Annotated in this window: 25 protein-coding genes and 3 tRNA genes; 19 read left to right on the top strand and 9 right to left on the bottom strand. The window is 52.6% G+C overall.

Annotation, left to right across the window (positions count from 1 at the left end; translation table 11 throughout):
• Positions 1-40 precede the first annotated feature (40 nt).
• Both AArcSt2_RS02060 and AArcSt2_RS02055 read left to right on the top strand, forming a co-directional pair.
• Positions 41-1105 (top strand): ComEC/Rec2 family competence protein, encoded by a 1065-nt coding sequence (locus AArcSt2_RS02060; RefSeq protein ID WP_250582589.1) that lies wholly within the window; start codon positions 41-43, stop codon positions 1103-1105.
• Positions 1102-1404: a DUF3006 domain-containing protein gene (locus AArcSt2_RS02055; protein WP_174652753.1), complete on the top strand. Its 303-nt coding sequence runs from the start codon at positions 1102-1104 to the stop codon at positions 1402-1404. Before AArcSt2_RS02060 ends, AArcSt2_RS02055 begins: the two co-directional genes overlap by 4 nt.
• 1 nt (position 1405) lies before the next feature.
• Here AArcSt2_RS02055 and AArcSt2_RS02050 read toward each other — a convergent pair whose 3' ends face one another.
• From AArcSt2_RS02050 to AArcSt2_RS02035, 4 genes are all read right to left on the bottom strand, one after another.
• Entirely contained in the window at positions 1406-1753 is a 348-nt protein-coding gene (locus AArcSt2_RS02050) for a hypothetical protein (RefSeq protein ID WP_174652754.1), read from the bottom strand.
• A 410-nt stretch (positions 1754-2163) separates the two neighbouring features.
• The gene (locus tag AArcSt2_RS02045; protein ID WP_174652755.1) at positions 2164-2313 is read right to left on the bottom strand and encodes a hypothetical protein; all 150 of its coding nucleotides are present in this window, start codon (positions 2311-2313) and stop codon (positions 2164-2166) included.
• Positions 2314-2552: 239 nt separating this feature from the next.
• A complete protein-coding gene (locus tag AArcSt2_RS02040; protein ID WP_250582587.1) occupies positions 2553-3167 on the bottom strand; it encodes a methyltransferase domain-containing protein in 615 nt (204 codons plus the stop codon).
• 329 nt (positions 3168-3496) lie between these two features.
• Positions 3497-3570, bottom strand: a tRNA-Phe gene (locus AArcSt2_RS02035).
• 152 nt (positions 3571-3722) lie between these two features.
• Between AArcSt2_RS02035 and nucS the strand changes: the two genes are divergently transcribed.
• The 3 genes from nucS (at position 3723) to AArcSt2_RS02020 (ending at position 6018) form a co-directional block, all read left to right on the top strand.
• Entirely contained in the window at positions 3723-4478 is a 756-nt protein-coding gene (nucS, locus tag AArcSt2_RS02030; RefSeq protein WP_250582585.1) for an endonuclease NucS, read from the top strand.
• 79 nt (positions 4479-4557) lie between these two features.
• On the top strand, positions 4558-5088 hold the full coding sequence (locus AArcSt2_RS02025; protein ID WP_174652758.1) for a 50S ribosomal protein L16: 531 nt from the start codon (positions 4558-4560) through the stop codon (positions 5086-5088).
• Between the two features lie 57 nt (positions 5089-5145).
• Complete coding sequence (locus tag AArcSt2_RS02020) at positions 5146-6018, top strand: ATP-grasp domain-containing protein (protein ID WP_250582583.1); 873 nt, start codon at positions 5146-5148, stop codon at positions 6016-6018.
• 6 nt (positions 6019-6024) lie between these two features.
• Here the strand turns inward: AArcSt2_RS02020 and AArcSt2_RS02015 are convergent, their stop codons facing one another.
• Positions 6025-6396, bottom strand: a complete 372-nt coding sequence (locus AArcSt2_RS02015; RefSeq protein WP_250582580.1) for an Hsp20/alpha crystallin family protein — start codon at positions 6394-6396, stop codon at positions 6025-6027.
• A 124-nt stretch (positions 6397-6520) separates the two neighbouring features.
• On the opposite strand from AArcSt2_RS02015, the gene gap reads away from it, so the two are divergent.
• The 3 genes from gap to AArcSt2_RS02000 all read left to right on the top strand — a co-directional run bounded on the left by gap (position 6521) and on the right by AArcSt2_RS02000 (position 9426).
• A complete protein-coding gene (gene gap, locus AArcSt2_RS02010) occupies positions 6521-7579 on the top strand; it encodes a type I glyceraldehyde-3-phosphate dehydrogenase (RefSeq protein WP_250582579.1) in 1059 nt (352 codons plus the stop codon).
• Between the two features lie 61 nt (positions 7580-7640).
• A complete protein-coding gene (locus AArcSt2_RS02005; RefSeq protein WP_250582577.1) occupies positions 7641-8858 on the top strand; it encodes a phosphoglycerate kinase in 1218 nt (405 codons plus the stop codon).
• Positions 8859-8922: 64 nt separating this feature from the next.
• Entirely contained in the window at positions 8923-9426 is a 504-nt protein-coding gene (locus tag AArcSt2_RS02000) for a metallophosphoesterase (protein WP_250582575.1), read from the top strand.
• 5 nt (positions 9427-9431) lie between these two features.
• Here AArcSt2_RS02000 and AArcSt2_RS01995 read toward each other — a convergent pair whose 3' ends face one another.
• A complete protein-coding gene (locus AArcSt2_RS01995) occupies positions 9432-10499 on the bottom strand; it encodes a type II glyceraldehyde-3-phosphate dehydrogenase (protein WP_174652764.1) in 1068 nt (355 codons plus the stop codon).
• Between the two features lie 168 nt (positions 10500-10667).
• Here AArcSt2_RS01995 and AArcSt2_RS01990 point away from each other — a divergent pair, with 168 nt between their 5' ends.
• From AArcSt2_RS01990 to AArcSt2_RS01965, 6 genes are all read left to right on the top strand, one after another.
• Positions 10668-11624, top strand: a complete 957-nt coding sequence (locus AArcSt2_RS01990) for an aminopeptidase (RefSeq protein WP_250582573.1) — start codon at positions 10668-10670, stop codon at positions 11622-11624.
• Positions 11625-11696: 72 nt separating this feature from the next.
• Complete coding sequence (locus AArcSt2_RS01985; protein ID WP_250582570.1) at positions 11697-12353, top strand: HVO_0476 family zinc finger protein; 657 nt, start codon at positions 11697-11699, stop codon at positions 12351-12353.
• Between the two features lie 9 nt (positions 12354-12362).
• Positions 12363-13304, top strand: a complete 942-nt coding sequence (locus AArcSt2_RS01980) for an SAM-dependent methyltransferase (protein ID WP_250582568.1) — start codon at positions 12363-12365, stop codon at positions 13302-13304.
• A 13-nt stretch (positions 13305-13317) separates the two neighbouring features.
• Positions 13318-14067, top strand: a complete 750-nt coding sequence (locus tag AArcSt2_RS01975) for a protein-L-isoaspartate O-methyltransferase family protein (RefSeq protein WP_250582567.1) — start codon at positions 13318-13320, stop codon at positions 14065-14067.
• Between the two features lie 60 nt (positions 14068-14127).
• On the top strand, positions 14128-14322 hold the full coding sequence (locus AArcSt2_RS01970) for a hypothetical protein (RefSeq protein WP_250582564.1): 195 nt from the start codon (positions 14128-14130) through the stop codon (positions 14320-14322).
• 55 nt (positions 14323-14377) lie between these two features.
• Complete coding sequence (locus AArcSt2_RS01965) at positions 14378-14758, top strand: hypothetical protein (RefSeq protein WP_250582562.1); 381 nt, start codon at positions 14378-14380, stop codon at positions 14756-14758.
• A 3-nt stretch (positions 14759-14761) separates the two neighbouring features.
• Here the strand turns inward: AArcSt2_RS01965 and AArcSt2_RS01960 are convergent, their stop codons facing one another.
• The 3 genes from AArcSt2_RS01960 to AArcSt2_RS01950 all read right to left on the bottom strand — a co-directional run bounded on the left by AArcSt2_RS01960 (position 14762) and on the right by AArcSt2_RS01950 (position 15793).
• Complete coding sequence (locus AArcSt2_RS01960; protein WP_250582559.1) at positions 14762-15454, bottom strand: glycerophosphodiester phosphodiesterase; 693 nt, start codon at positions 15452-15454, stop codon at positions 14762-14764.
• A 154-nt stretch (positions 15455-15608) separates the two neighbouring features.
• A tRNA-Asp gene (locus AArcSt2_RS01955) sits at positions 15609-15681 on the bottom strand.
• Between the two features lie 39 nt (positions 15682-15720).
• Positions 15721-15793 (bottom strand) — tRNA-Asp (locus tag AArcSt2_RS01950).
• Positions 15794-16044: 251 nt separating this feature from the next.
• On the opposite strand from AArcSt2_RS01950, the gene AArcSt2_RS01945 reads away from it, so the two are divergent.
• From AArcSt2_RS01945 to rpoA2, 5 genes are read left to right on the top strand one after another with little or no spacing between them, the layout of a single operon-like run.
• Entirely contained in the window at positions 16045-16275 is a 231-nt protein-coding gene (locus tag AArcSt2_RS01945) for a DNA-directed RNA polymerase subunit H (RefSeq protein ID WP_174652772.1), read from the top strand.
• Complete coding sequence (locus AArcSt2_RS01940; RefSeq protein WP_174652773.1) at positions 16272-17831, top strand: DNA-directed RNA polymerase subunit B''; 1560 nt, start codon at positions 16272-16274, stop codon at positions 17829-17831. The genes AArcSt2_RS01945 and AArcSt2_RS01940 overlap by 4 nt, the downstream gene beginning before the upstream one ends.
• A 2-nt stretch (positions 17832-17833) precedes the next feature.
• The gene (gene rpoB / locus AArcSt2_RS01935; RefSeq protein WP_250582557.1) at positions 17834-19660 is read left to right on the top strand and encodes a DNA-directed RNA polymerase subunit B; all 1827 of its coding nucleotides are present in this window, start codon (positions 17834-17836) and stop codon (positions 19658-19660) included.
• 18 nt (positions 19661-19678) lie between these two features.
• Entirely contained in the window at positions 19679-22603 is a 2925-nt protein-coding gene (locus AArcSt2_RS01930; protein ID WP_250582555.1) for a DNA-directed RNA polymerase subunit A', read from the top strand.
• Positions 22596-23816, top strand: a complete 1221-nt coding sequence (rpoA2, locus tag AArcSt2_RS01925) for a DNA-directed RNA polymerase subunit A'' (RefSeq protein ID WP_250582553.1) — start codon at positions 22596-22598, stop codon at positions 23814-23816. The genes AArcSt2_RS01930 and rpoA2 overlap by 8 nt, the downstream gene beginning before the upstream one ends.

Genomic DNA, 23816 nt, shown 5'->3' with positions numbered 1-23816 from the left:
TTCAGTATGTACAAGTAGACGGTTCGCGAGTGTCTACCACATGAACCGTAAGATACTGATACTCGCTGTTGTTGGCATACTCGTTACTGGTGGATGTCTTGGCGGTGAGATATCCATGGGAGGTGAATCTGGTGTCGAGGATGACAATCAATCCACTGAACCAACACCAGCCGATGAGTCGGTTGCCGGAGCAGTTGATGGTGAGGTGCAGTTCCATCATATTGATGTCGGACAGGGGGATGCAACACTCATCGTGACTCCATCTGGCGAAACAATTCTTATTGACACTGGCGATTGGCGACAGGATGGACAGCATGTAATTTCGTACATGGAGTCACACGACATCGATCGCATTGACCATCTCGTTGGGACACATCCACATGCGGATCACATTGGTGGTCACGCCGCTGTTATTGCACATTTTGAGGACGAACTGGATGGTATTGGTGCAGTCTATGACTCCGGCGTTGCGCACACCTCACAAACATACGAGAACTATCTCGATGCCGTTGAAGCATACGATGTTGAACTGTTTATCACTGAAGAAGGCGATCAACTACCAATCGAAGACGATGGTGTAATTGCCACAGTACACAACCCACCAGCGGGTGATTCTGGAACCGATCTACACTACAACAGTATTGCACTTGCAATTTCGGTTGGAGAGATCACATATCTCACAACTGGTGACACAGAAGCCGACGCCGAGGATCGAATGGTCTCTGAGTGGGGTGACGAGATTGAAGCCGATATCTACCACGCAGGGCACCACGGCTCTTCTACATCCTCGAGTGAACCATTTATGAACGCTGTCCAGCCGGATTTTGCAATTATTTCAAGCGGTTTTGAGAGCCAGTACGGACATCCACATGACGAAGTACTTGAGCTCTTTGCGGAGATGGATATTGAGACATACTGGACTGGTATTCACGGTGATATTGTCTTCACCACGGATGGTACCTCGATCGACGTCACTTCGACTGATGATGCGACAACCGACCCTGCGGAGATTCTTGAGCTCAAACCTCGCGATGATGACAGCGAACGGATTGGTGCGATCGGCCACCACTTCGATATCTCAACCCCAGCCCTTGCATACCCATGACCACACATGTATACACAGGTGTCGTTGACCGCATCGTTGACGATACAACGGCGGTGATCCTTCTTGAGCGAAATGGCACGACGATCGAACAACTCGACGTGCCAAAAGAGACACTGCCCACAGATGGACAACATGAGGGGGCGGTGTTTGAAATCACGGTTCGGTTTGCAATCGAATCGATGGAGTATCTCCCTGAGACGGAGGTCGATCGGAAGCAAGCGGCACAAGACCGACTTGATGGGCTCTCGAAACGATTGGGTGAGTCAGATGACGATGCTGAATCAACTGAGTCTCAGTAGTTCATGCCCTTCCAGGCAGTCGATCGAGAAGGGTGCCTGCAATAATATCAAACACCCCAAATGCGATGGCAACGCCTGCCAAAACAAGCGGAGACAGCCCAAGACCAACTCCGGGGAGCGCTTCAACAACGCCGATCGCACCGATCGCGATAACACCGATCGCAACTGTCGTTGGCACATTTTTTTGACGAGCAGTAATCCAACCGAATAGCCCGATGAGCAGTATTCCGGCAGCAGCGTATACGAATGGCAATAGGAGCGAGAGGACTGCAAGAAACACACCTGCAATAATCGCCCCATAGCCGGATCCACGCAGTCGCGTGAGCCCGCTCGTTGTGGTCTCTGTCATCTCTGCTGTACCAATTGGATTGGATTCATAAAGCGGTTGTCTGTCTCACTATCCACCATCTGCTGGGCTATTCGTTGAGAACGGCTGCTGGAACGGTGGATACCCCGTTCGACCTGTTGGTCGTACTACCTTTTTGGTGGATGGAGTCTATCTTTGCTCACAAGGCTTTGATCGCCAGCTACCGCCCGAGAGACCGAGAATAGATCGACTACCTCCGTTCGTTTTGTCTGTGTTGTTTCTGTAATAATCCGATTGTCTGCTTTAGTCTGTCTGGCAGTTTCCCTCGACGAACACAGCAGCCCAGTCGATGTGGAGGTGTATTTTTAACATCGTATAAAAACGGACACACCGCTGCGATGGTTCGTGGAGCATTCACGTATTCCACTGGACGGTTGCAAGCCGATTTTTGATTACCGTCCGGTAAAGTAGTTAAGCGCCTGATTCTCGGGTCCTATTTCGACGATCGGGTCGTCATCACAGTTGGCGCACCATGGTGGCATCTCGACGTCTGCATACACCGTCTCACATCCGCCACAGACGAAATACCGGAGTCCTAACACAGTAGTCGATTAGTGGTGTTTGTTCAAGTCGGTGTCGCACGCGGGGTGCATTGGGACGGTCACTCAGCCTAATAATCATCTGCCGAGCGGCTAGTCGTTTCTCCAGTACTGCTTCGGGAAACACTGCCCTGAGAAAGAACCGACTAGCAGTTACTGCACTCCTGTTTGTATCCTGGTGGCAGTCGCTCGCAATATATTCCCACTGGTTGGAAATACGATCGAGCACCGAGCCTGTTCGCTTACTCCGGCGGCTGTCGACCAATAACCGCATAAAAGGGATCTGTCTGCGGCTGGGCGACGATTCGCTCCGTTTCGCTGAACCCTCCGGCGGTATAGTACGCCTCGACGAGTGCCGCTCGTTCGTCCATCGATCGGGTTCGCCAAGCACGGATCGCTTTTGTCGGAAACATACGATTGGTGAAACTCACGATCGCAGAGCCGTTCGGCGTCAAGATACGCCCAAACTCGCTGAACAGGTCACCAGGGTACTGCAGATACTGCACTGACAGGGCACAACAGACGATGTCGAACGAGTTCTCGCTAAGTGGAAGTGTTTGGTCGTTATTGAAATCCTGCACAAAATACTCGTCTAAACGGTCGTTCGCTTCGAGCTCGGCCTTGTTGAGCCCTTGGCCAACAACGTACTCCAGTTGAACATCCGGGAGAAACGAGATCCAGCTACTCATTGCATCGAATACACGATCACCTGGCGTGAGCTTTGATTCGTATACTGTTGTTAGCCGAGACGTGAAGCCATCGTCTGCGTGAGTGACAAACCGGGGTAACTCGTAAAACTGTCCGTCGTCATCGGTGTCGATTTTTTTCCGATCGACGTCTGATAAAACTCTCGGCACAGTGACTTAATATAGGGTTTAGAGAGTCAAGTACGCACTGGCTGCTGATCATGGCGTCGCGTTTCGGAAGGTGAAGAACAACTGATGACGATCGGCTCGTGATTCCGAACCGATCGCTGTTGCTCGCCTTTCTACTGTCAGTATTCAAACATAGCGAGTACTTCCACTATTCACGTTGTTCGCAGGAAAATGCCGCCTCCCGGATTTGAACCTCAGTCATTCCGTTCGCTGTCGCTCACTGCACTCCTTGATTCAAATACGCTCACGAACCAGATTCGCGGCCGAAAGCTCACTCGCTCCGCTCATTCGTGATGTCGGCCGCAGAAATATGCCGCCTCCCGGATTTGAACCGGGGACAGCTCGATCTTCAGTCGAGTGCTCTCCCAGTCTGAGCTAAGGCGGCTCGCATTCGAACGAAAGCCGATGAAGAACAAAAGGATTTCGAAACACGGCGGTCGGGTTGGAGGGTTCCGATTGCCTGACGCTTCACATGCGCACACGTACTGTTTGAATGACGACGGACATCGTTTTTTATCTCCAGAACAAACCTGTGCTGTGTCCGCAACGACAAGCCACCAACCAACCCACCGAGAAGCGTTGTGGGAACTTGAAGCAGCCTTCGATCGTGGCGATCTGATCACGCTGTTTGGCTCTTGCACCGTCACATACGACGGACGGGCTTCATCGGAACTTGGTGAGGGCGATCGACTCGTGATTCTCAAACCGGATGGGAGTGCGCTTGTTCACACCGACGAAAATCAAAAACCGGTTAATTGGCAGCCACCGGGCTGCACACACCATGCTGCGGTCCGAAATGGACAGCTTCGAATTCGAAGCACACGCACAGCTCCGGATGAGACCCTTGCTATTCACTTCTCTCGGATCAGTCAGCTCTCTGCGTACAGTGTTACTGGTGGTCGATCGGTTGACCTGCTTGGAAGCGAAGAGGACCTCAAACAGTTTCTACTCGAGAATCCCGATCGAATTGAGCCTGGTTTTGAGCCAACTGAAACCGAACGACAGAGTTCGGCTGGACCGATCGACATCTTTGGGTACGATCGAGATGGGACGCCAGTTGTTGTTGAGCTGAAACGCCGCCGTGTCGGTCCGAGTGCTGCCGGACAGCTCGCACGATACCTCACCGCAATCCGCGAGGAAGTTGGCGAGGCGGTAGCTGTTCGTGGGATCCTCGTTGCACCCTCGATCACCGATCGAACCGCAGCACTGCTCGAAGCGGAGGGATGTTCGTTTGTTGCGCTTGACCCAACAGATCCCGATCGTTCCAACTCAACAGCAGATTCTGGCGTGTGAGTCGCTCACACCCAACAAAATCGCCGGGCGGCATCGAAGGCTTTATTCAACACACGAGCATTTGCCTTCACAAGTAACTATGTCAGACAAACCGGCCTCTATGTACCGGCAGATCGACAAACCGTCGTACACGCGACGTGAGTATATCACCGGTATTCCAGGATCAAAAATTGCACAGCACAACATGGGCGACCTACAAGCGGACCCAGAGGACTACCCTGTCCAAATTAGCCTTGTTGTTGAAGAAGCCGTTCAGCTCCGACACGGATCGCTTGAATCTGCGCGTCTATCGGCAAACCGTCACCTCCTCAAAACGCTTGGTGAGGGACAGTACAAAATGATTCTTCGGAAGTTCCCACACCAGGTCCTTCGTGAGAACAAACAGGCAACCGGTGCCGGTGCAGACCGTGTTTCCGACGGAATGCGACAATCATTCGGAAAGATCGTTGGCACTGCAGCACGTGTCCCGAAAGGCGACCCAATCTTCACCGCATACTGTGATGTTGACCAAGCGCCTGTCGTCAAAGAAGCGTTCCGCCGCGCATACAACAAGATGTCTCCACCATGCCGGATCGTCGTCGATCGCGGTGAAGAGCTTCTCGTCGCATAAGACACCATTGGCCGGTAAACCGGCTTTCTTTTTATTGGCTACACCAACAGAGAGTGTATGCTTCGGCTCGCGGTTACGACAAACGCTGAAACGTTCGATCGAATGCGCAGGCCGCTGACTGATCGAAATATCGCAGCCGAGCATCTCCCGGCGAAGGGACGGACGTTTGATCTGACAACACCGCCAACCCAACAGTTCGACGTCGGATTTGTCTACCCATCCCGAATTTTTGAGGGTGCCGTCATTGACGCGCAGTATGAGATTCCATGGGTGAACGATCGAGCAGCTGTTCTCACCTCACGGAACAAAGCAGGCGTCATTGCTGCCCTCAATGCGGCAGGGATCAGTGTCCCGGACACCCTCATCGTCTCAAATCCGACGTCTCCAGCAGCGATTCGAGAGACAATTGCTGAAAGCACGCTTTCGTATCCGATCGTTATCAAGCCAAACTCCACAACACAAGGGATTGGGATTGCAAAACTCGAGGATGAAGATTCGCTGTTTGGTGTGATCGACTATCTGAACCTGCTTCACGATTTCAATGCAACCGGTGACAAGAGCTTTCTCCTCCAGGAGTATCTCCCCGATGCGAAAGACTACAGAGTTATGATTCTCGATGGCGAGTATGCTGGTGCTGTTGAGCGACAACTCCCTGAATCAAAGCGTAGGGATGGCCGCTGGAAACACAATGTCCACCGTGGTGCGGATGCCAGCGGTGTTGATCTTCCGCCGTCACATCGCCAGATCGCAGAGCAGGTCGCAGAACACCTTTCGATCCCATATCTTGGTGTCGATCTGCTTGTGACGGAGGACAGAGTTGTTGTTGGTGAAACGAATGCTCGGCCGACGATCGATACGGCAACAAAGTATGACCCCGGCTTTTACGATCGCTTGGCGTCGCTCATTGAGCGGACTGCCAATCAAAAATAGGAGTTTCTATCGGACGTCGATCGACGCCGAATCGTCTGCCTTCTCGAATGTTACTTCAAGCACACCGTTGTTGAATGTTGCTTTTGCAGAGTGCTCATCAACTCGAACCGGAAGGTGGACTCGCTCATCGTATTCACGTCGATTGCTTGCGGCACTAATTGTGAGCGTTTCACCGTCACACTGGAGGTTGAGTTCGTCTTTCTCGATGCCCGGAAGGTCTGCAACAAGTCGGATATGGCCCTCTTCTTCGTACACATCGACGTGTGTTTCGGAAGCAAATCCAGAGCGGTCCTCAAAGCCGCCAGCCATTCCGTGCATCATCCGCTCGATCTCGTCGAAAATGTCACCGAATGGATCGTCGCGGTCGTCTCTATCCATGTCAACCTGTACGGTTCTGTCCATCAAAAGGTTTCTGTCCCAGCCAGTTTCGTTGAAACCGACATTATAAACTATTCAGAACGTGACGGCCGATTTTAAGTATCTGGGCCACTCTTTTTCAGATATGAGTAAATCCTACCTAGCTGCAGGCGAGGACGTAGCCGAAGATGAGGTGGTCCGAGTCGGTTTGAACGGCTTCGGCCGCATTGGACGAAACATCTTCCGAGCGGTTTTAGAAAACCCTCACGTTGAGCTTGCTGGAATCAACGACGTCATGGACCCAGAAGATATGCGGTATCTTGCAAAGTACGATACCGTTATGGGTCGACTCGATGGTGTTGAACTCGAAGACAACACGCTTTCAATTGGTGACACCTCCGTACCGCTTTTTAACATTCAGAGCCCAGCAGAGCTCCCATGGGACGATCTTGACGTGGACGTCGCGCTTGAGTGCACCGGTATCTTCCGAACAAAGGATGACGCAAGTGCCCATCTCGAAGCGGGTGCGAACAACGTTATTATCTCCGCACCGCCAAAAGGCGAAACGCCTGTAAAACAGCTTGTTTACGGTGTAAATCACGATGAGTACGAAGGCGAAGAGATCATTTCAAATGCGTCGTGTACGACAAACAGCGTAACGCCAGTCGCGAAGGTTCTGGACGAGGAGTTCGGAATCCGATCGGGAACGCTCACAACGGTTCACGCATACACTGGTTCACAGAACCTCATTGACAGCCCGAAAGCAAAGCAGCGCCGTGGCCGCGCTGCCGCAGAGAATATTGTCCCAACAACGACTGGTGCGGCACAGGCTGCAACCGAGATTCTCCCACAGCTTGATGGCAAGCTCGACGGCATGGCAATTCGCGTTCCAATTCCAAACGGGTCGCTCACCGAGCTCGTCGTTGATCTTGAAGCGAGCGTTACTGTTGAAGATGTAAACGATGCATTCCGCGCAGCTGCAGACTCGGGTCCACTTGCGGGTGTGCTTGGCTATACGGACGATGAGGTTGTCTCTTCAGATATCGTTGGACTGCCATTCTCATCATACGCCGATCTCAACTCAACAGACGTTGTCGGCGACGACGGTGACGGCCTTGTGAAAATCCTCACCTGGTACGACAACGAGTACGGCTTCTCGAACCGAATGCTCGACATGGCAAACTACGTCACAAACGAAGCATAAGTTTCGCCACTGTCGCACCGTTTTTTCACACACTCACACGAAAATAGATTGACTGACACCTATGTCCACATTCAATACACTCGACGACCTCGACAGCAACCAGCGCGTGCTTATCCGTCTTGATCTTAACTCTCCAGTTTCGGACGGTTCCGCACGAGATAATCGACGATTCGATCGCCATGCAGAAACAGTCCGTGAGCTTGCAGACGCGGGGCACCGTGTTGTCTGTATGGCTCACCAGGGTCGCCCCGGAAACGACTCGTTCATTTCATTGAAAAGCCACGCAGATATTCTTTCGAGTCACATCGATCGCGATGTACAGTTTGTTGCAGATACCTATGGAGCGGATGCGATCGAGGCAATCCGATCGCTCGAAAACGGCGAGGTACTCCTCCTTGAAAATACGCGAATGGTCGAAGAAGAGCTTCCGGAGGAAGACCCGGAAGTCAAAGCAGCAACTGACTTTGTCGAGACGCTTGCCGCTGAATTTGACGCATACATCAACGATGCGTACTCTGCAGCGCACCGAAACCATGCGTCACTTGTCGGCTTCCCGCTCGTCCTTCCCAGCTACGCTGGCCGTGTCATGCAGTCGGAGTACGAAGCAAACACCGCAATAGCAGAACGCGAGTTTGACGGCCGGGTAACGATGGTTATCGGTGGCACCAAAGCAACCGACGTCATCGGAGTCATGAACGCAATTGGGGACAAGATCGACACCTTCTGTATGGGTGGCATTGCCGGAGAGCTGTTCCTTCGTGCTGCTGGACACAACGTTGGCTACGACATCGACGACAACGATCTCTACGACACCCAATGGGAGAACAACAAAGCAACGATCGAATCATTGCTTGAAGAACGCGGTGACCAGATCGAACTCGCTGTTGACCTTGCCTACGCGGACGGAAACGATGAGCGCGCAGAGGTGGAGGTGGCCGCGATCGAAGAGAAAGACAAGTCATATCTCGACATTGGCTCGACAAGCGTTGCCCAGTATGATCCGATCATTCGAGACTCCGAAGCAGTGTTTGTCAAAGGTGCACTTGGCGTCTTCGAGGATGAGCGGTTTGCCGTTGGGACAAGCGGGGTCCTCGAAGCGATCGCAGAGACGGACTGTTTCTCGGTTGTTGGTGGTGGTGACACCTCACGTGCGATCGAACTCTACGGCATGAGTGAGGACGACTTTTCGCATGTGTCGATCGCCGGCGGTGCATACATCCGCGCACTCACTGGCGACCCACTGCCTGCTGTCGAACTGCTCATCGACGCTGCAAACTAGTCGAACAGTCCGTTATTTTGCCATTGGCTTGATGTAATTTGTGCACGTATCGATAGCCATCGCTATGAAACTTGGAATTATCTCAGATACACATGACGATCTGTCGCTCACGAAACAAGCGGTAGCACGTTTTGAAAATGAGGGCGTCAGTGCTGTTATCCACTGTGGGGATTTCATCGCTCCATTCACTGTTGAAGAGTTCAACACTGACAGCTTTGATTTTTATGCCGTTCGTGGAAACAACGACGGAGAGTGGGCACTCTGGTCAACGATCGACCAGTTTGGCACCTATATGGGTCACTGCGGTGAACGGACGTTTGATGGCGTTTCGATCGCAGTGTATCACGGGACGAACGCCGTGTTAACAAACGCACTTGTTGACTGTGGAAAATACGACTATGTTTTTCATGGACATAGCCATGAGCATGCCATAGAAAGATGTGGGGAGACTGTTCGTGTCAACCCTGGTGGGATTCCGCTTGATTTTGCCGATGATGCATTCCATATTGCGATCGTCGAGACGGAACAATCAGGCACAGACGCCGTGAAGCATTATCAAATAGGGTAAGGCACTCAGTCGTCTGCAGAGTGTGGCACAACGCGGCGGCGTGGCCCATCGAAGAGGCTTTCAAGCCCAACACCGAGCCGATCGTCCGTAATTGCCATGCTATCTTCTTGCGTCTCTCGGCCAGTGAGCGCACGAATTGCGTCAATGTTCTCCGGTACCACATCCGCTTCCTGATGGATTGATTGGAAGAGATACAGATCGTTCCCTTCAACGGCGATCGACTCATCCCAGATACAGTTCTCCCACAGATCTCCGCGTGGGCGGCCAGTGTCCATCGCAAACTCTTTGAGCTTTCCAGTGCCATCAATGCCGGCTACTTCGGGGACCAGAAACAGTCGCGATTCATCCGAAAGCAGCTGCCGAACCTCCGCAACCGTTGGCTGTGACGCAAGTGTCACGTTCACGCTGTGAAGGTGCATCAGCGTTGCTGGTACTTTCACCCCAACTGTATCAATATCTACATCCGGGTAGATCGTCTTCACATCCGGTCCGTGGTGAGATGGAACGGTAACCGGATCCGGAAGGATGTCATTGATCGGGCCACGATCGACCTGTCCTGGATCACCGCCACGTCGGATGAGTGTCACGCGGGCTTTCTCGACACCGTACTCCTCTTGAAGCGGCGCAAGCAGCCGAGAAAGACCGGTCGTGTTACAGGAGACAACACGAACGATGTCTGCACCCTCCGCCTTATCATAGTTCGCACGAGCAACAAAACTTGTATCCACCGCGTCGGCGCTTTCGCCACCCTGTAGAATTGCCGGTGTGTCGTACGTTTCGTACAACTCGCAGTTTGCTTCACCAACTCCTGATGGTGTTGCGTCGACGATGACATCGCTTGCAATAATGAGGTCTTCTACTTCTCCCGCAAGGTCAATTCCAGCATCGGTGAACTGGTCCGATCGTTCAGGAATCGCAGCATACAACGGGTAGCCTTTCCGCACTGCGGCCTCTGCTTCGTAGTTCGGACGGGTCTTCGCGACACCGGTGAGTTTCATGTCGGGCTGGGCACGGATCGCATCAGCCACGCGTTTCCCGATGGTTCCGTAGCCGTTGACGCCGACGCGTATCATATATACTTCTCCCATACCACTGGATATAATCTTTTCGAGCTTTTTTACCAGAAATTAACTCTCCGACGAGTAACGTATTGTCACATATTTTCTGTATATGTTCGTGTTTACCACTGGCAGCTTCTTCGAGAAGAAACCCCTATCTTCGGGGGTTGACAACAGCAGTGTATGACGGACCAGTCGCCGCTACGACTCGCAGCCCAAACGGCAATCTCTCAGTGTATGAACCTCAGCGCAGATGAGTCCTGTCTCATTGTCACTGATGACAAACGACAGCCGATCGGTGAGGCATTGTATGACGTTGCTTGTGAGATTACACCTGATGCCTCAATTATTCGGTACCCTCCAAGTGAACAACACGGAGAGGAGCCCGCAGAGCCCGTGGCGACAGCAATGGCCGCTGCTGATGTGTTTCTTGCACCAACGACGAAGAGCCTGAGTCACACTCGTGCGCGTGGTTCTGCAAATGATGCGGGTGCACGTGGTGCAACGCTTCCAGGGATTACGGAGGACGTATTTGTAACTGGTCTTGATGCGGATTATGAATCGATTGCAGAGCACTCCGCCGCAATGCTCGCGCAGGTCAAAGACGCAACCGAAATACGAGTGACCTCTCCACAAGGGACCGACATTACCTTTGAGCCAGGCAGTAGAGAATGGTTCTCCGACACAGGAATGGTTCATGAGCCAGGACAGTTCTCAAACCTTCCTGCTGGCGAGGTGTTTGTCAGCCCAGAGAACGTCAACGGGCGATACGTTGTTGATGGGACCATGATGCCATATGGCCTTCTTGATGATGGTCAGGAACTCGTCTTTGAGGTTGAAGATGGTTACGTAACATCGATCTCTGATGACGACGTACGGGCACAGGTCGAAAACGGAGCAGCGTCGGTGGGGCAGGACGCCTACAATCTTGCAGAACTTGGCATTGGAACTAATGTCGGTGTTTCCGAACTCGTTGGCTCTGTTCTCTTGGACGAGAAGGCTGCTGGCACGGTTCATATTGCGATCGGAGACGATGCCGGAATTGGTGGCGATACGGACGCTCCGCTGCACCTCGATGGAATCCTCACCGAGCCAACCGTCTATGTTGATGGTGAAGCGATCGATCTGCCGCAGCCGTGAGCCATCGTAACGAGCAACAGTGCAACGACGACAAGCGCGCTTTTTTACACGCGGGCCGGCTACGCGCTTAGTATGAGCGATATTCACGCCGGCGATCGGGTCGCACTTGTCTGCCCATCCTGTTCGCCATACGACGAAGCGGTCCATGAGGTACTCAAGCCAGGCGGGCACACGACAGTCCGCTGCACTGAGTGTCACCATGTCCACAAAGCACAGATCGATGTCGCACAGGACATCGAAATCTCAGTTATTGTCTCGCACGATGATGATTCGTTCCGCACACGGCTCGAAGCGGATCCAAACGAAACTGTCGAGACCGGTGACGAGTTCATCGTCGACACTGAGGAAGCAATCCACCAAGTTCGTGTTACTTCGATCGAACTTGGTCAGGACCGACGAACCGAACACGCACAGATGGATGAGGTCCGAGCAGTGTGGACACGCGTTGTTGACAACGTGAGTGTCAATGTGACACTTCATCCAAAAGATGGCAGCCGCGACGATACACGAAGTATCTCCGTGCAGGTGCCTGGCGACTACGAGTTCCGTGTTGGTGACACAGAATCATTCGGTGATGATGAGTTCACTATTGAGGGGCTCTACGTTCGTGGCGATGCATCCGGATACAACTTCGATAAGTTCGACCACGAGGGCGATATGGTGTTTGCCAAAGATCTGAAACGAATCTACGCACGCGACGAAACGACCACTGCTTGGTCTGCGTGGTAACACGATATCATGCCAACTGACGATCGAACCGGCTTTTCTCACGATCAGCTGTTATTGCTCTCTGTCTGTCGCCGATGTGGTGTGATTGATGCATTGACAACTAGCGCCGGCACCGCCGAAGCTGTTGCTGCTGAAACAGGGATTGAAACTGCTGCAGCAGACACGCTCATTGGGTCGCTTGAGAGAATGGGATTTGTCAAAGATGTCGCCGGCGAGTATGAGATTACAAATCGTGCGCTTGGATTCCTGGCAAAGCGTGATCCGCGATCGATCGGGCCGCTGTCACACGAACTTGATCTCCTTGATCTGTACGTGGAACTTCCCGATCGGCTCGTGTCTGGAGACGAACCGACGTTTCCACCGTACTGGACGGAGAACCGTGTTGGTGCGCATGCGGCAACACCGGAGACAACCGTTCGAGCAACCGTCACTGCTGCACTCCGAGAATACCCCACCGCGGAATCTGTGCTTGTCTTACACGGCGAATCCGGCACATATGCGACCGAGTTTGCTGCTCGTGGAGTTGCGGTTACAATGACTGCTACGGAGGATATCCTTGAGTTTGTCAAGCCACAGCTCTCTCACAGTGACATCACACTCTGTACGGATGATTTGTCTGGGATTCAGTCTTATTCTGTTGACATTGTTGTCGGAATTGGCTTGTCAGCACAGTGTACTGTCGACCAACTCACCACGGAACTCAGCGCATGCCGTCGAGTGCTTGCTGATGATGGGCTTGTTGTACTCGTCGAGACGCTCGCTGATCGATCTCCGAACCCCACTCACCAGACGCTCCGTACGCTCGCAACGACAGGCGGTGTATACACCGAAGCTGCGTTCAGGAGCTGTTTTGCGGATGCTGGATTTGTGTACGAAACAACAAACCCAGTCCCTGGAACCGATCAGTTTTCGCTTGTTGGGCGTGAGCGTGCGGTTAATACCGCTCGATAACGGAGTCTAGCTAATGGATCGATCAACACTCCGGGCCGATATGATCGACAGTCTTGAGCACACGCTCTCGCGTCCGCTTTCGGCTTCAGTGCTCTCTGCCCTCCGATCGGTTCCCCGAGATGAGTTTGTTCCTGACACTCCGTATCATAACCGGGCGAGCGAGTTTGAGGGAACTCGTGTACTTGCGCCACAAACAGTCGTGCAACTTCTTGAGGCACTAGATCTTTCTGCGGGAGACTCCACGCTCATCGTCGGTTCAGGTGTGGGATACACTGCAGCAATGATTGCAGAGATTGTTGGCGAAACCAACGTCCATGCGATCGATATCGATCGAACACTTGTCTACGCGGCACGAGATAATCTCTCGCGTGCCGGATACGATGGTGTGCTTGTCGACTGTGTAGATGGGGCAAACGGACTCCCACAGTATGCACCATACGACCGAATTGTTATCGAAGCTGCCGTCCTCAAACCACCACAAGCGCTTTTATCACAGCTGTCGGAACACGGCCGGATCGTTTATCCAGATAATCCTGGACACCCAGAGCAGTCGATCGTCGCAGCAGATCGATTCACACGTAATTTCGAGCAGCTGGACACATTTGGCACTGCACAGTTCCGCCCGCTGCTTGTCGCAGGTGAGTCTACTCGTGGCCCGGAACGAAACCGCATGCACAGAGAAGATGCAGAGTTTGCAACCCAAGGCTACTTTGCCAAACACGGATGGGAACAAGAGTGGATCGACTGGGATAGCCATCTGTAGTTGTACTTAAAACCGATCGGAACCGGTGTTATTAGATGTATTCAACGCGTAGTATTCTGCGTGTCTGAACGCGAGTCTGCTGGGAAACAGCCTGAACCGGAGTCGATCGATCTCCAAGAGCTGTCGATCAAAGAGCGGATTGTTATTGCAACGTTTCAACGCCCTGCAGTTGGACTGCTACTCATCATTTTACTGCTTATCGCGTTTACCTTCTTTATTACGTTCTTGATGTATATTGCGTACTTTGTCCTCTAATTTGTCGATCGAAATCTCCGTGTACTTTTATTGATTCTTGTGGAGAAGATGGTATATGGCTGCCACACAGGGTCGCCGTCTTGGAACTGCAATTATCAGTATCGTGACGTTGTTGTATGGACTCACGTGGATTGTTGCTGGGCTGGCTTCTCACAGCCAATCCGTTATTGGTTCGTTTGGCCCATTCGTTGGTATTGCAGTGGTGCTTGTTGCTGTGGGATTGTGGCTGCACCATCCAGTTGGGTTCTTTTTTACGCTTGCGTTGTACGGGGCTGGGACGCTTTGGACGTTGACCGCGGTTGCAGATGGCGAGACCGACCAGGTTCTCAGCGCTATTGTTGGGATGGTTGTTGTTGGGTATTTACTCTCCATTCGAGCCCAGTTCACCCCGCAACAATCTGCCACAGATACGGATATCGGTACAAACGAATCGTGATGACTATGCGATCGTTTGTGTCTCAACGTGCATCGGGTGTGGCGTCTCAACCACGGTCCAATCATCAACGATCGCTCCATCAACACCATACTGTTGGAGCACACGTGCGGTCTTGGTATCTGGGACCGTCCAGGCATTGACTTGTAGCCCAGATGCATGTGCTTTTTCGATTCGTTCAGGTGTGACCAGCTCATACGCTGGATGAACCGCGTCACAGCCAAGGGATTGTGCAATTTCAATCTGGCTCTCCCATTCGGAGTCGAATAAATAGCCACACTCGATCGTGTCAGTCGTAAACTCCGTCAGCGCGTGTGGAATGAATGATGAGACGATGATCCGATTTGAGATGGTCTCGACGAGTGATTCTATTTCTTCAGCCATCCCGCCGTGTTTCACTTCAATATTAATCCCAACTTCCGATGGAAGTATCGAGAGAACGTCGGAGAGACGTGGAATCGTTGCGGTTGAGTCCCCAATGGTGACTGAAGATAGTTTGTGCCATGGGACCGCTGGCACTGCTCCATCCAGCCGTGTCAGTCGGCTCAGTGCTGTATCATGAAATACAACAAGCTCTCCCGTCTGACAGCGCTGCACGTCTAGCTCAATCATATCGACGTACTCGCTCGCTGTTTTGAATGCAGTGATGGTATTCTCAGGTCCATACACCGGACAGCCACGATGGCCGATGATCTCCATTACGCGCGACTATCCATCGTAGCTATATAATGTCAGCTATCATACGAATACTGTGAGCTATATAGTCGATCGGTGCAGTTCATACAGCACGCCCCTCTATTGAATTTAATATGTAACCACACTGCTAAGAGTCGTTGTTTGTTCGAAGAAAAAACGCCCGAGCCGGGATTTGAACACGGGTCACGACCGTGACAGGGTCGTATGATGGGCCACTACACCACTCGGGCAAGCACATGGCAGCAGTCAATCTGTGGTAGATTGAAAAGCGCCCGAGCCGGGATTTGAACCCGGGTCACGACCGTGACAGGGTCGTATGATGGGCCACTACACCACTCGGGCGCGCTCTTGCTGCATTCTATCGTATCCGGGTTATACAAATAAGACTTACCATCCGACACCGGTGTGTGCTGTGATACCGTCACACCGGTTCATAACTCATATATCCTCTCGGTACCTGTCAATAGATGTCACGCAAGCAAATCCCATCCGGAGCCCCGGCCGTCGGACACGCTTAACAACTGTTAAATGGATGCATCGTATAGACCGCTGTAGTATCTCGTGACAGCAGTTTCTTCCCCTAGTCAGAACCCATGGTAGACGTAAGCCAACACGAACTTGTTCCAGAACACATCCTGCTCGACGATGATTCGGAAGTCGAGGAGGTTCTCGAGGAGTATAACATCAAAAAGACGGATCTCCCAAAGATCAAACGAACCGATCCAGCGCTTCCTGATGAGGCTGCGCCCGGTGACGTCATCAAAATCATCCGGGACTCCCGAACGACCGACAAAGCGATTGTCTATCGGCTGGTGATTCAATGAACCGATCCGATCGCCGCGTCATCTCTCGGGAATACTTCTCGGATGACCGTCTTGCAGAGCACCACTTCCGATCGTTCAACAACTTCCTCATGCGCGGTATGCAAGAAGTCGTTGACGAGAAAGCAACGATCGACACCGACATCGGCGATAAAGAAGGCCAAGAGCCAGTGTATGTCGAACTCGGCGACATCCGTATCCTCACACCGCGTGTGCGTGAGGCAGATGGGTCTGAAGAGCTTCTATACCCGCAAGAAGCTCGTCTTCGGAACATTACCTACGCCGCACCAGTGTTCATGGAGATGTCGATCATCCGTGGTGGTGAAGAAGAGCCTGAAACCGTTGTTGACTCAACGGAGACCAAAGTCGGTCGAATGCCGATCATGGTTGGCTCAGAGAAATGTAACATCACCGGATTCAACGATCAAGAGCTCATCGAAATCGGTGAAGATCCAGTCGATCCGGGTGGATACTTCATTGTCAACGGATCCGAGCGCGTCCTAATGACAAGCGAGGATCTTGCGCCAAACAAGATCCTTGCAGAGTACGACACGAAGTATGGCGACGAGATCCAAGTTGCAAAAACATTCAGCCAGCGACGTGGATACCGCGCACTCGTTCTCTGTGAACGAAACCGTAGCGGACTGCTTGAAGTTTCGTTCCCGTCCGTTTCGGGAAGTGTGGACTTCATTACGCTCGTTCGTGCGCTCGGACTCGAGTCCGACGAGGAGATTGTTCACCGTGTCTCCGACGATCCGGAGATTGTGAAGTTCATGCTCGAGAATCTGGAGGAAGCAGACGTCCAGACCCAAGAGGAGGCGATCGAAAAACTCGGAAAACGCGTTGCCTCTGGGCAGGGTAAAAACTACCAGCTCAAGCGGGCAAACTACGTGATAGATCGATATCTCCTTCCACACCTTCACGAAGATGGTGTTGAAGAGGAGGATGTGCGGATCAACAAAGCGTTCTATCTCTGCCGAATGGCAGAAGCATGCTTCGAGCTTGCACTCAAACGCCGTGAGTCCGACGACAAGGATCACTACGCAAACAAACGACTGAAAGTGTCTGGCGATCTAATGAAGGATCTGTTCAGAACGGCACTCAACAAGCTCGCCCGGGACGTGAAGTACCAGCTCGAACGTGCAAACATGCGTAACCGGAACCTTACCGTAAATACGGTGGTTCGATCGGACGTGTTGACCGAGCGACTTGAGCATCCAATTGCGACCGGAAACTGGGTCGGTGGTCGGTCCGGTGTGTCACAGCTGGTTGATCGAACGGACTACATGGGTGTTCTCAGTCACCTTCGTCGGCTCCGATCGCCACTGTCGCGATCGCAGCCGCACTTCGAGGCACGGGACCTTCACGCGACCCAGTGGGGTCGTATCTGTCCGTCAGAGACTCCTGAGGGACCAAACTGTGGGCTTGTGAAGAACTTCGCACAAGCAATGGAGCTGAGTCAGAATATCGAGGACGAACAGTCGCTCAAACGAGAGCTCGCGTCGATGGGTGTAGAGGGCATTCCAGGCGTGAACCGAACAACCCCAGCGGACGACTAATCATGGCGCAAGCACGAGAGGCGAAAGTATACGTCAACGGTAGTTTGGTCGGGACCCATCCTGACCCAGAACAGCTCGCAAAACAGATCCGAGAAGCACGCCGACGTGGCGATGTATCCGAGATGGTCAACGTCTCGGTAAAGGGGCGCACAAAGGAGGTCATCATCAATGCAGATGCCGGCCGAGCACGCCGTCCACTCATTGTTGTTGAGAACGGCGAACCACTCCTCGGCGATCAAGAGATTGCTGCAGTAGAAGCCAATGAACTCGAATTTGAGGACCTCGTGGAACGGGGCTACATCGAGTTCATCGATGCAGAAGAGGAAGAGGACATCTACGTTGCCGTGGACGAAGATGAGGTAACGGACGACCACACACATCTTGAGATCGATCCACAACTGATCTTCGGAATTGGTGCAGGAATGATTCCGTACCCGGAACACAACGCGTCACCGCGTATTACCATGGGATCCGGGATGATGAAACAGTCGCTCGGTATTCCATCGGCGAACTACCGAATTCGTCCGGATACGCGTCAACATCTGATGCACTATCCGCAGCTAGCGATGGTAAAAACCCAGACCACAGAGCAGATTAACTTCGACGAGCGGCCTGCAGCACAGAACTTCACGGTTGCTGTCATGTCGTATGAAGGGTTCAACATTGAGGATGCGCTCGTCATGAACAAAGGATCTGTGGAGCGAGCACTTGCACGATCGCACTTCTTCCGTACCTACGAAGGTGAGGAACGACGGTATCCTGGTGGACAGGAAGACCGATTCGAGATTCCAGACCAAGATGTCCGCGGTGCACGCGGGGAAGATGCGTACACACATCTTGACGAAGACGGGCTTGTCAATCCCGAAACCGTTGTTGATGAGAACTCGGTTCTGCTTGGCAAGACAAGCCCGCCGCGGTTCTTAGAAGAGCCGGACGATATGGGTGGACTCTCCCCACAGAAACGCCGTGAAACGTCTGTCACAATGCGATCGGGCGAAGATGGTGTTGTTGATACGGTTACACTGATGGAGGGTGAAGATGGCTCGAAGCTCTCGAAGGTCAAAGTTCGGGATGAGCGAATTCCAGAGCTTGGAGACAAGTTCGCATCCCGACACGGACAAAAAGGGGTTGTGGGGCACTTGGCACCACAAGAAGATATGCCATTCACCGCAGACGGTGTTGTTCCTGACCTCGTGCTTAATCCACACGCACTCCCATCACGGATGACAGTCGGGCACGTGTTAGAGATGCTCGGCGGCAAGGTGGGCGCACTTGAAGGTCGTCGTGTTGACGGAACGCCATTCCAAGGCGAGAGCGAACACGAACTTCGGAGCGCACTCGAAGAACATGGATACAAATCCTCCGGTAAAGAGGTCATGTATTCGGGTGTCACTGGCGAGAAGATTGAGGCTGAGATCTTTGTGGGCATTATCTTCTACCACAAACTCTACCATATGGTCTCAAACAAACTCCACGCACGATCGCGTGGACCAGTGCAAGTGCTGACACGACAGCCAACAGAAGGTCGAGCCCGTGAGGGTGGACTGCGTGTTGGTGAGATGGAGCGTGAGGTGCTTATTGGACACGGCGCTGCAATGGCGCTGAAAGAACGACTGCTTGACTCATCGGATCGTGAAGAGGTGTATATCTCCGCAGATACCGGAATGGTCGCAGTTGAGGATCGAGAACAGCGACGGATCTATGATCCGATCACTGGCAACGAAGACAACATTCACAAGATCGAGGTTAGCTACGCGTTCAAACTCCTCCTTGACGAGATGAAAGCACTCGGTATTCGACCAACGCTCGAACTCGTGGACGCGGTCTAAACTGGAGGAACTCACTACATGTCAATTCAATCACCAAAAGAGATTGGCGGCATCAGCTTCGGGCTGATGGACCCAGAGACGTATCGAGATATGTCCGCAACAAAAGTCATCACTGCGGACACGTATGACGACGACGGCTATCCGATCGACATGGGTCTTATGGACCCACGTCTCGGTGTCATCGACCCGGGACTCGAGTGCCGAACGTGTGGACGACACTCCGGTTCGTGTAATGGCCACTTCGGTCACATCGAACTGGCAGCACCTGTTATCCACGTCGGGTTTACGAAACTTATTCGACGGCTGCTTCGATCGACATGCCGTCAGTGTGGCCGACTCGCACTCAATGACGAGCAAAAAGAGGAATTCCGCGATCGGCTTGTTCGTGCAAAAGAACTCAATGAAGATCCGAATGATGTGCTGAAAGCGGCCGTTCGACAAGCACGAAAATCCTCAACCTGTCCACACTGTGGAGAGCCACAGGCAGACATCAAACACGAGAAGCCAACAACCTACTACGAGGTCCAAAACGTCCTCTCTGGTGATTATTCCGAACGCATTGCAGAGGCAATGCAGCCGGACCCAGATGATGAGGACGACGTTGGACTGTCTCCACAGGACCTTGCTGATAAGGCCGAGATCTCACTTGAACGTGTGAACCAGATGCTCGCTGGTGAGTTCCGTCCACGGAAAGATGATCGCCGATCGCTTGAGAAAGCGCTCGGGATCGATCTCACTGAGGAGGATATGAACAAACTGATGCCATCCGATATTCGTGACTGGTTCGAAGATATTCCGGATGAGGATATCGAGGTTCTGGGCATCAATTCGGAGAAATCCCGCCCAGAGTGGATCATTCTCACAGTCCTTCCAGTTCCACCAGTAACTGCCCGTCCATCGATCACGCTTGACAATGGGCAGCGATCGGAGGATGACTTGACACACAAGCTTGTGGATATTATTCGTATCAACCAGCGGTTCATGGAGAACCGGGAAGCGGGTGCACCACAGCTGATTATCGAGGACCTGTGGGAACTGCTACAGTACCACGTAACGACGTTCATCGATAACGAGATTTCAGGAACGCCACCGGCACGGCACCGATCGGGCCGCCCACTCAAAACACTCAGCCAACGGCTGAAAGGGAAAGAAGGCCGATTCCGAGGGTCGCTCTCCGGTAAACGTGTGAACTTCTCGGCACGTACTGTTATTAGTCCCGACCCAACACTCAGTCTGAACGAGGTTGGTGTTCCGGATCGCGTTGCGACTGAGATGACGATCACGATCAACGTGACAGAACGGAATATCGAAGAGGCCCAACAGTATGTCAGCAATGGGCCGGAAAACCATCCGGGTTCAAACTATGTCAAACGGCCTGATGGTCGCCGGCTAAAAGTCACAGAAAAGAACTGCGAAGAGCTTGCAACAAAAGTTGAAGCTGGGTGGGAGGTAAACCGACATCTGGTTGACGGTGATATCGTTATTTTCAATCGGCAGCCATCGCTGCACCGGATGTCCATTATGGCGCATGAGGTTGTTGTCATGCCGTACAAAACCTTCCGTCTGAACACCGTTGTGTGTCCGCCATATAATGCTGACTTCGATGGTGACGAGATGAACCTGCACGCATTACAGACTGAAGAAGCACGCGCAGAAGCGCGTGTTCTCATGCGTGTGCAAGAGCAGATTCTCAGTCCGCGATTTGGAGAAAATATTATTGGTGCAATCCAGGATCACATCTCTGGAACATACCTACTCACGCACGAGAACCCACAGTTCTCCGAAACACAGGCACTTGACCTGCTTCGTGCAACCCGTGTCGATGCGCTTCCAGATCCGGATGGCGAAGATGAAATGGGATCGCCATACTGGACTGGGCAGACGATTTTCTCGCTGCTCCTTCCAGGGGACCTAAATCTTGAGTTTACCTCCTCAACCGGTGACACCGTCATTGTTGAGAACGGACAACTGCTTGAGGGAACGATCGATGAAGATGCAGTCGGTGCGTTCGGTGGCGAAATCGTAGACACGCTCGTCAAACAGTATTCTGAGCGACGCGCACGAATATTTGTTAATGAGATTGCATCGCTTGCAATGCGTGCAATCATGCACTTCGGATTCTCGATCGGGATTGACGATGAGTCGATTCCACCCGAGGCTGACGAACAGGTTGATGAGGCAATCAGAAACGCATACGAGCGAATTGGGGGTCTAATCCAAACGTATGAAAACGGCGAACTTGAGTCGCTACCTGGGCGAACCGTTGACGAGACACTGGAGATGAAGATCATGCAGACGCTCGGCAAAGCACGTGACTCTGCTGGTGAGATTGCAGAGGATCACTTCACAGAGGATAACCCAGCTGTGGTCATGGCTCGCTCGGGTGCCCGTGGTTCGATGCTTAACCTGACGCAGATGGCTGGCTGTGTTGGCCAGCAGGCAGTTCGGGGTGAGCGGATCAACCGCGGATACGAAGATAGAACGCTTGCGCACTACAAACCGCACGACCTCTCCGCAGAAGCACATGGGTTCGTCGAGAACTCATATCGTGGAGGACTCACGCCACGTGAGTTCTTCTTCCACGCAATGGGTGGCCGTGAGGGACTTGTGGATACAGCAGTTCGTACGTCGAAATCCGGATATCTCCAGCGCCGTCTGATTAACGCACTGTCCGAACTTGAGGCACAGTACGACGGAACGGTTCGTGACACGTCTGATACGATCGTTCAGTTCGAGTACGGAGAGGACGGAACCTCACCAGTTCGAGTCTCTTCATCCGAGGACTTCGACATTGATGTCGACAGCATCGTTGATCGTGTTGTCGAAGCGGAGTTCGAATCAGCGGCTGAAAAATCGGCATTCCTCGACCGCCAAGAGCCACCAACGAACCTTTCAGAGTATGGTGAGCCGCGTGGCTACGAGGAGGTGGAATCAGATGACTGAGTACGATTCAATCACGAGAAATATTGAAGCAGTTGTGGAGGATACAACACTTCCACGGCGACTCAAAGATCGTGTCTATAAAACGATCGATGAGCGAGGTGGAGTGACGACCGAGCAAGCGGACGAAATTGCCCGTGCAGTTCAATCGCAGTACGAAGATACTCGCGTTGACCCACTCGACCCTGTCGGGACCGTCTCTGCACAGTCGATCGGCGAACCGGGAACGCAGATGACGATGAACACCTTCCACTATGCAGGTGTTGCAGAAATCGACGTTACCCAAGGGCTTCCACGCCTGATTGAGCTTGTTGACGCGCGCAAAACACCGGACACACCGATGATGACGGTCTATCTCGATGACGGGTACGCAACTGATCGCGAGCGTGCACACGAAGTTGTGTGGGCGATTGAGTCCACGAAGATTCTTGCACTCGGTGACGTTTCGACGAACGTCGCAGATATGATTGTCCGAGTTGACCTCAACAAGGACACCCTCCTCGAGCGATGGCCAACCGTTGGTGATTCGGATGTCATTGCAGCCGAGATTGCAGAGACGATCGAAGACGCACTTGGTGTCAACACTCGTCAAAATGGAACCGCAATCGAGTTTGGACCAAACGAGCCGAGCTACAGAGAGCTACTTCAGCTTGTTGAACAGCTTCGTGATGTCGTCTTCAAGGGAATCGAAGACGTGACGCGTGTTGTGATCCGTAAAGAACAGCTTGAGGACGATGAAGAGGAGTTCGTACTCTACACTGAGGGCTCCGCATTTGGTGACGTGCTCTCAATCGAGGGTGTTGATGCAACACGGAGTACCTGTAACAACATCCATGAGGTGTACAAAAACCTCGGCGTTGAAGCAGCCCGTGAAGCAATCATCAACGAGACGGTGAACACGCTCGAAGAGCAGGGTCTTGATGACGTGAACGTTCGCCATATGATGCTTGTTGCAGATATTATGACGAACCGTGGAGAAATCGAGTCGATCGGTCGACACGGAATCTCCGGATCGAAAGACTCTGTACTTGCACGAGCAGCATTCGAGGTTACAGTCAACCACTTGCTGTCGGCTGCAATTCACGGTGAAGCAGACGATCTCAATGGTGTCATTGAGAACGTCATTGTTGGAAAGCCAGTCTCGATCGGTACTGGTGACGTCAAACTTCGCATGGGCTCAATTAGCACTGACGGTGGACAGCCGTCAGACGACTAG

Source organism: Natronocalculus amylovorans, from assembly GCF_023638035.1.
Taxonomy (GTDB): Archaea; Halobacteriota; Halobacteria; order Halobacteriales; family Haloferacaceae; genus Natronocalculus; species Natronocalculus amylovorans.
This window is presented reverse-complemented; position numbering and strand designations above follow the sequence as displayed.

Coding starts and splice junctions, on each gene's coding strand:
- AArcSt2_RS02055 (WP_174652753.1), top strand. CDS start 1,102: ATGACCACACATGTATACACAGGTGTCGTTGACCGCATCGTTGACGAT.
- rpoB (WP_250582557.1), top strand. CDS start 17,834: ATGGCGCAAGCACGAGAGGCGAAAGTATACGTCAACGGTAGTTTGGTC.
- AArcSt2_RS02005 (WP_250582577.1), top strand. CDS start 7,641: ATGTCCACATTCAATACACTCGACGACCTCGACAGCAACCAGCGCGTG.
- rpoA2 (WP_250582553.1), top strand. CDS start 22,596: ATGACTGAGTACGATTCAATCACGAGAAATATTGAAGCAGTTGTGGAG.
- AArcSt2_RS01945 (WP_174652772.1), top strand. CDS start 16,045: ATGGTAGACGTAAGCCAACACGAACTTGTTCCAGAACACATCCTGCTC.
- AArcSt2_RS02020 (WP_250582583.1), top strand. CDS start 5,146: ATGCTTCGGCTCGCGGTTACGACAAACGCTGAAACGTTCGATCGAATG.
- AArcSt2_RS01980 (WP_250582568.1), top strand. CDS start 12,363: ATGCCAACTGACGATCGAACCGGCTTTTCTCACGATCAGCTGTTATTG.
- AArcSt2_RS01960 (WP_250582559.1), bottom strand. CDS start 15,454: ATGGAGATCATCGGCCATCGTGGCTGTCCGGTGTATGGACCTGAGAAT.
- AArcSt2_RS02025 (WP_174652758.1), top strand. CDS start 4,558: ATGTCAGACAAACCGGCCTCTATGTACCGGCAGATCGACAAACCGTCG.
- AArcSt2_RS01940 (WP_174652773.1), top strand. CDS start 16,272: ATGAACCGATCCGATCGCCGCGTCATCTCTCGGGAATACTTCTCGGAT.
- gap (WP_250582579.1), top strand. CDS start 6,521: ATGAGTAAATCCTACCTAGCTGCAGGCGAGGACGTAGCCGAAGATGAG.
- AArcSt2_RS01985 (WP_250582570.1), top strand. CDS start 11,697: ATGAGCGATATTCACGCCGGCGATCGGGTCGCACTTGTCTGCCCATCC.
- AArcSt2_RS02060 (WP_250582589.1), top strand. CDS start 41: ATGAACCGTAAGATACTGATACTCGCTGTTGTTGGCATACTCGTTACT.
- AArcSt2_RS01990 (WP_250582573.1), top strand. CDS start 10,668: ATGACGGACCAGTCGCCGCTACGACTCGCAGCCCAAACGGCAATCTCT.
- AArcSt2_RS01965 (WP_250582562.1), top strand. CDS start 14,378: ATGGCTGCCACACAGGGTCGCCGTCTTGGAACTGCAATTATCAGTATC.
- AArcSt2_RS02015 (WP_250582580.1), bottom strand. CDS start 6,396: ATGGATAGAGACGACCGCGACGATCCATTCGGTGACATTTTCGACGAG.
- AArcSt2_RS01995 (WP_174652764.1), bottom strand. CDS start 10,499: ATGATACGCGTCGGCGTCAACGGCTACGGAACCATCGGGAAACGCGTG.
- AArcSt2_RS02000 (WP_250582575.1), top strand. CDS start 8,923: ATGAAACTTGGAATTATCTCAGATACACATGACGATCTGTCGCTCACG.
- AArcSt2_RS01930 (WP_250582555.1), top strand. CDS start 19,679: ATGTCAATTCAATCACCAAAAGAGATTGGCGGCATCAGCTTCGGGCTG.
- AArcSt2_RS02050 (WP_174652754.1), bottom strand. CDS start 1,753: ATGACAGAGACCACAACGAGCGGGCTCACGCGACTGCGTGGATCCGGC.
- AArcSt2_RS01975 (WP_250582567.1), top strand. CDS start 13,318: ATGGATCGATCAACACTCCGGGCCGATATGATCGACAGTCTTGAGCAC.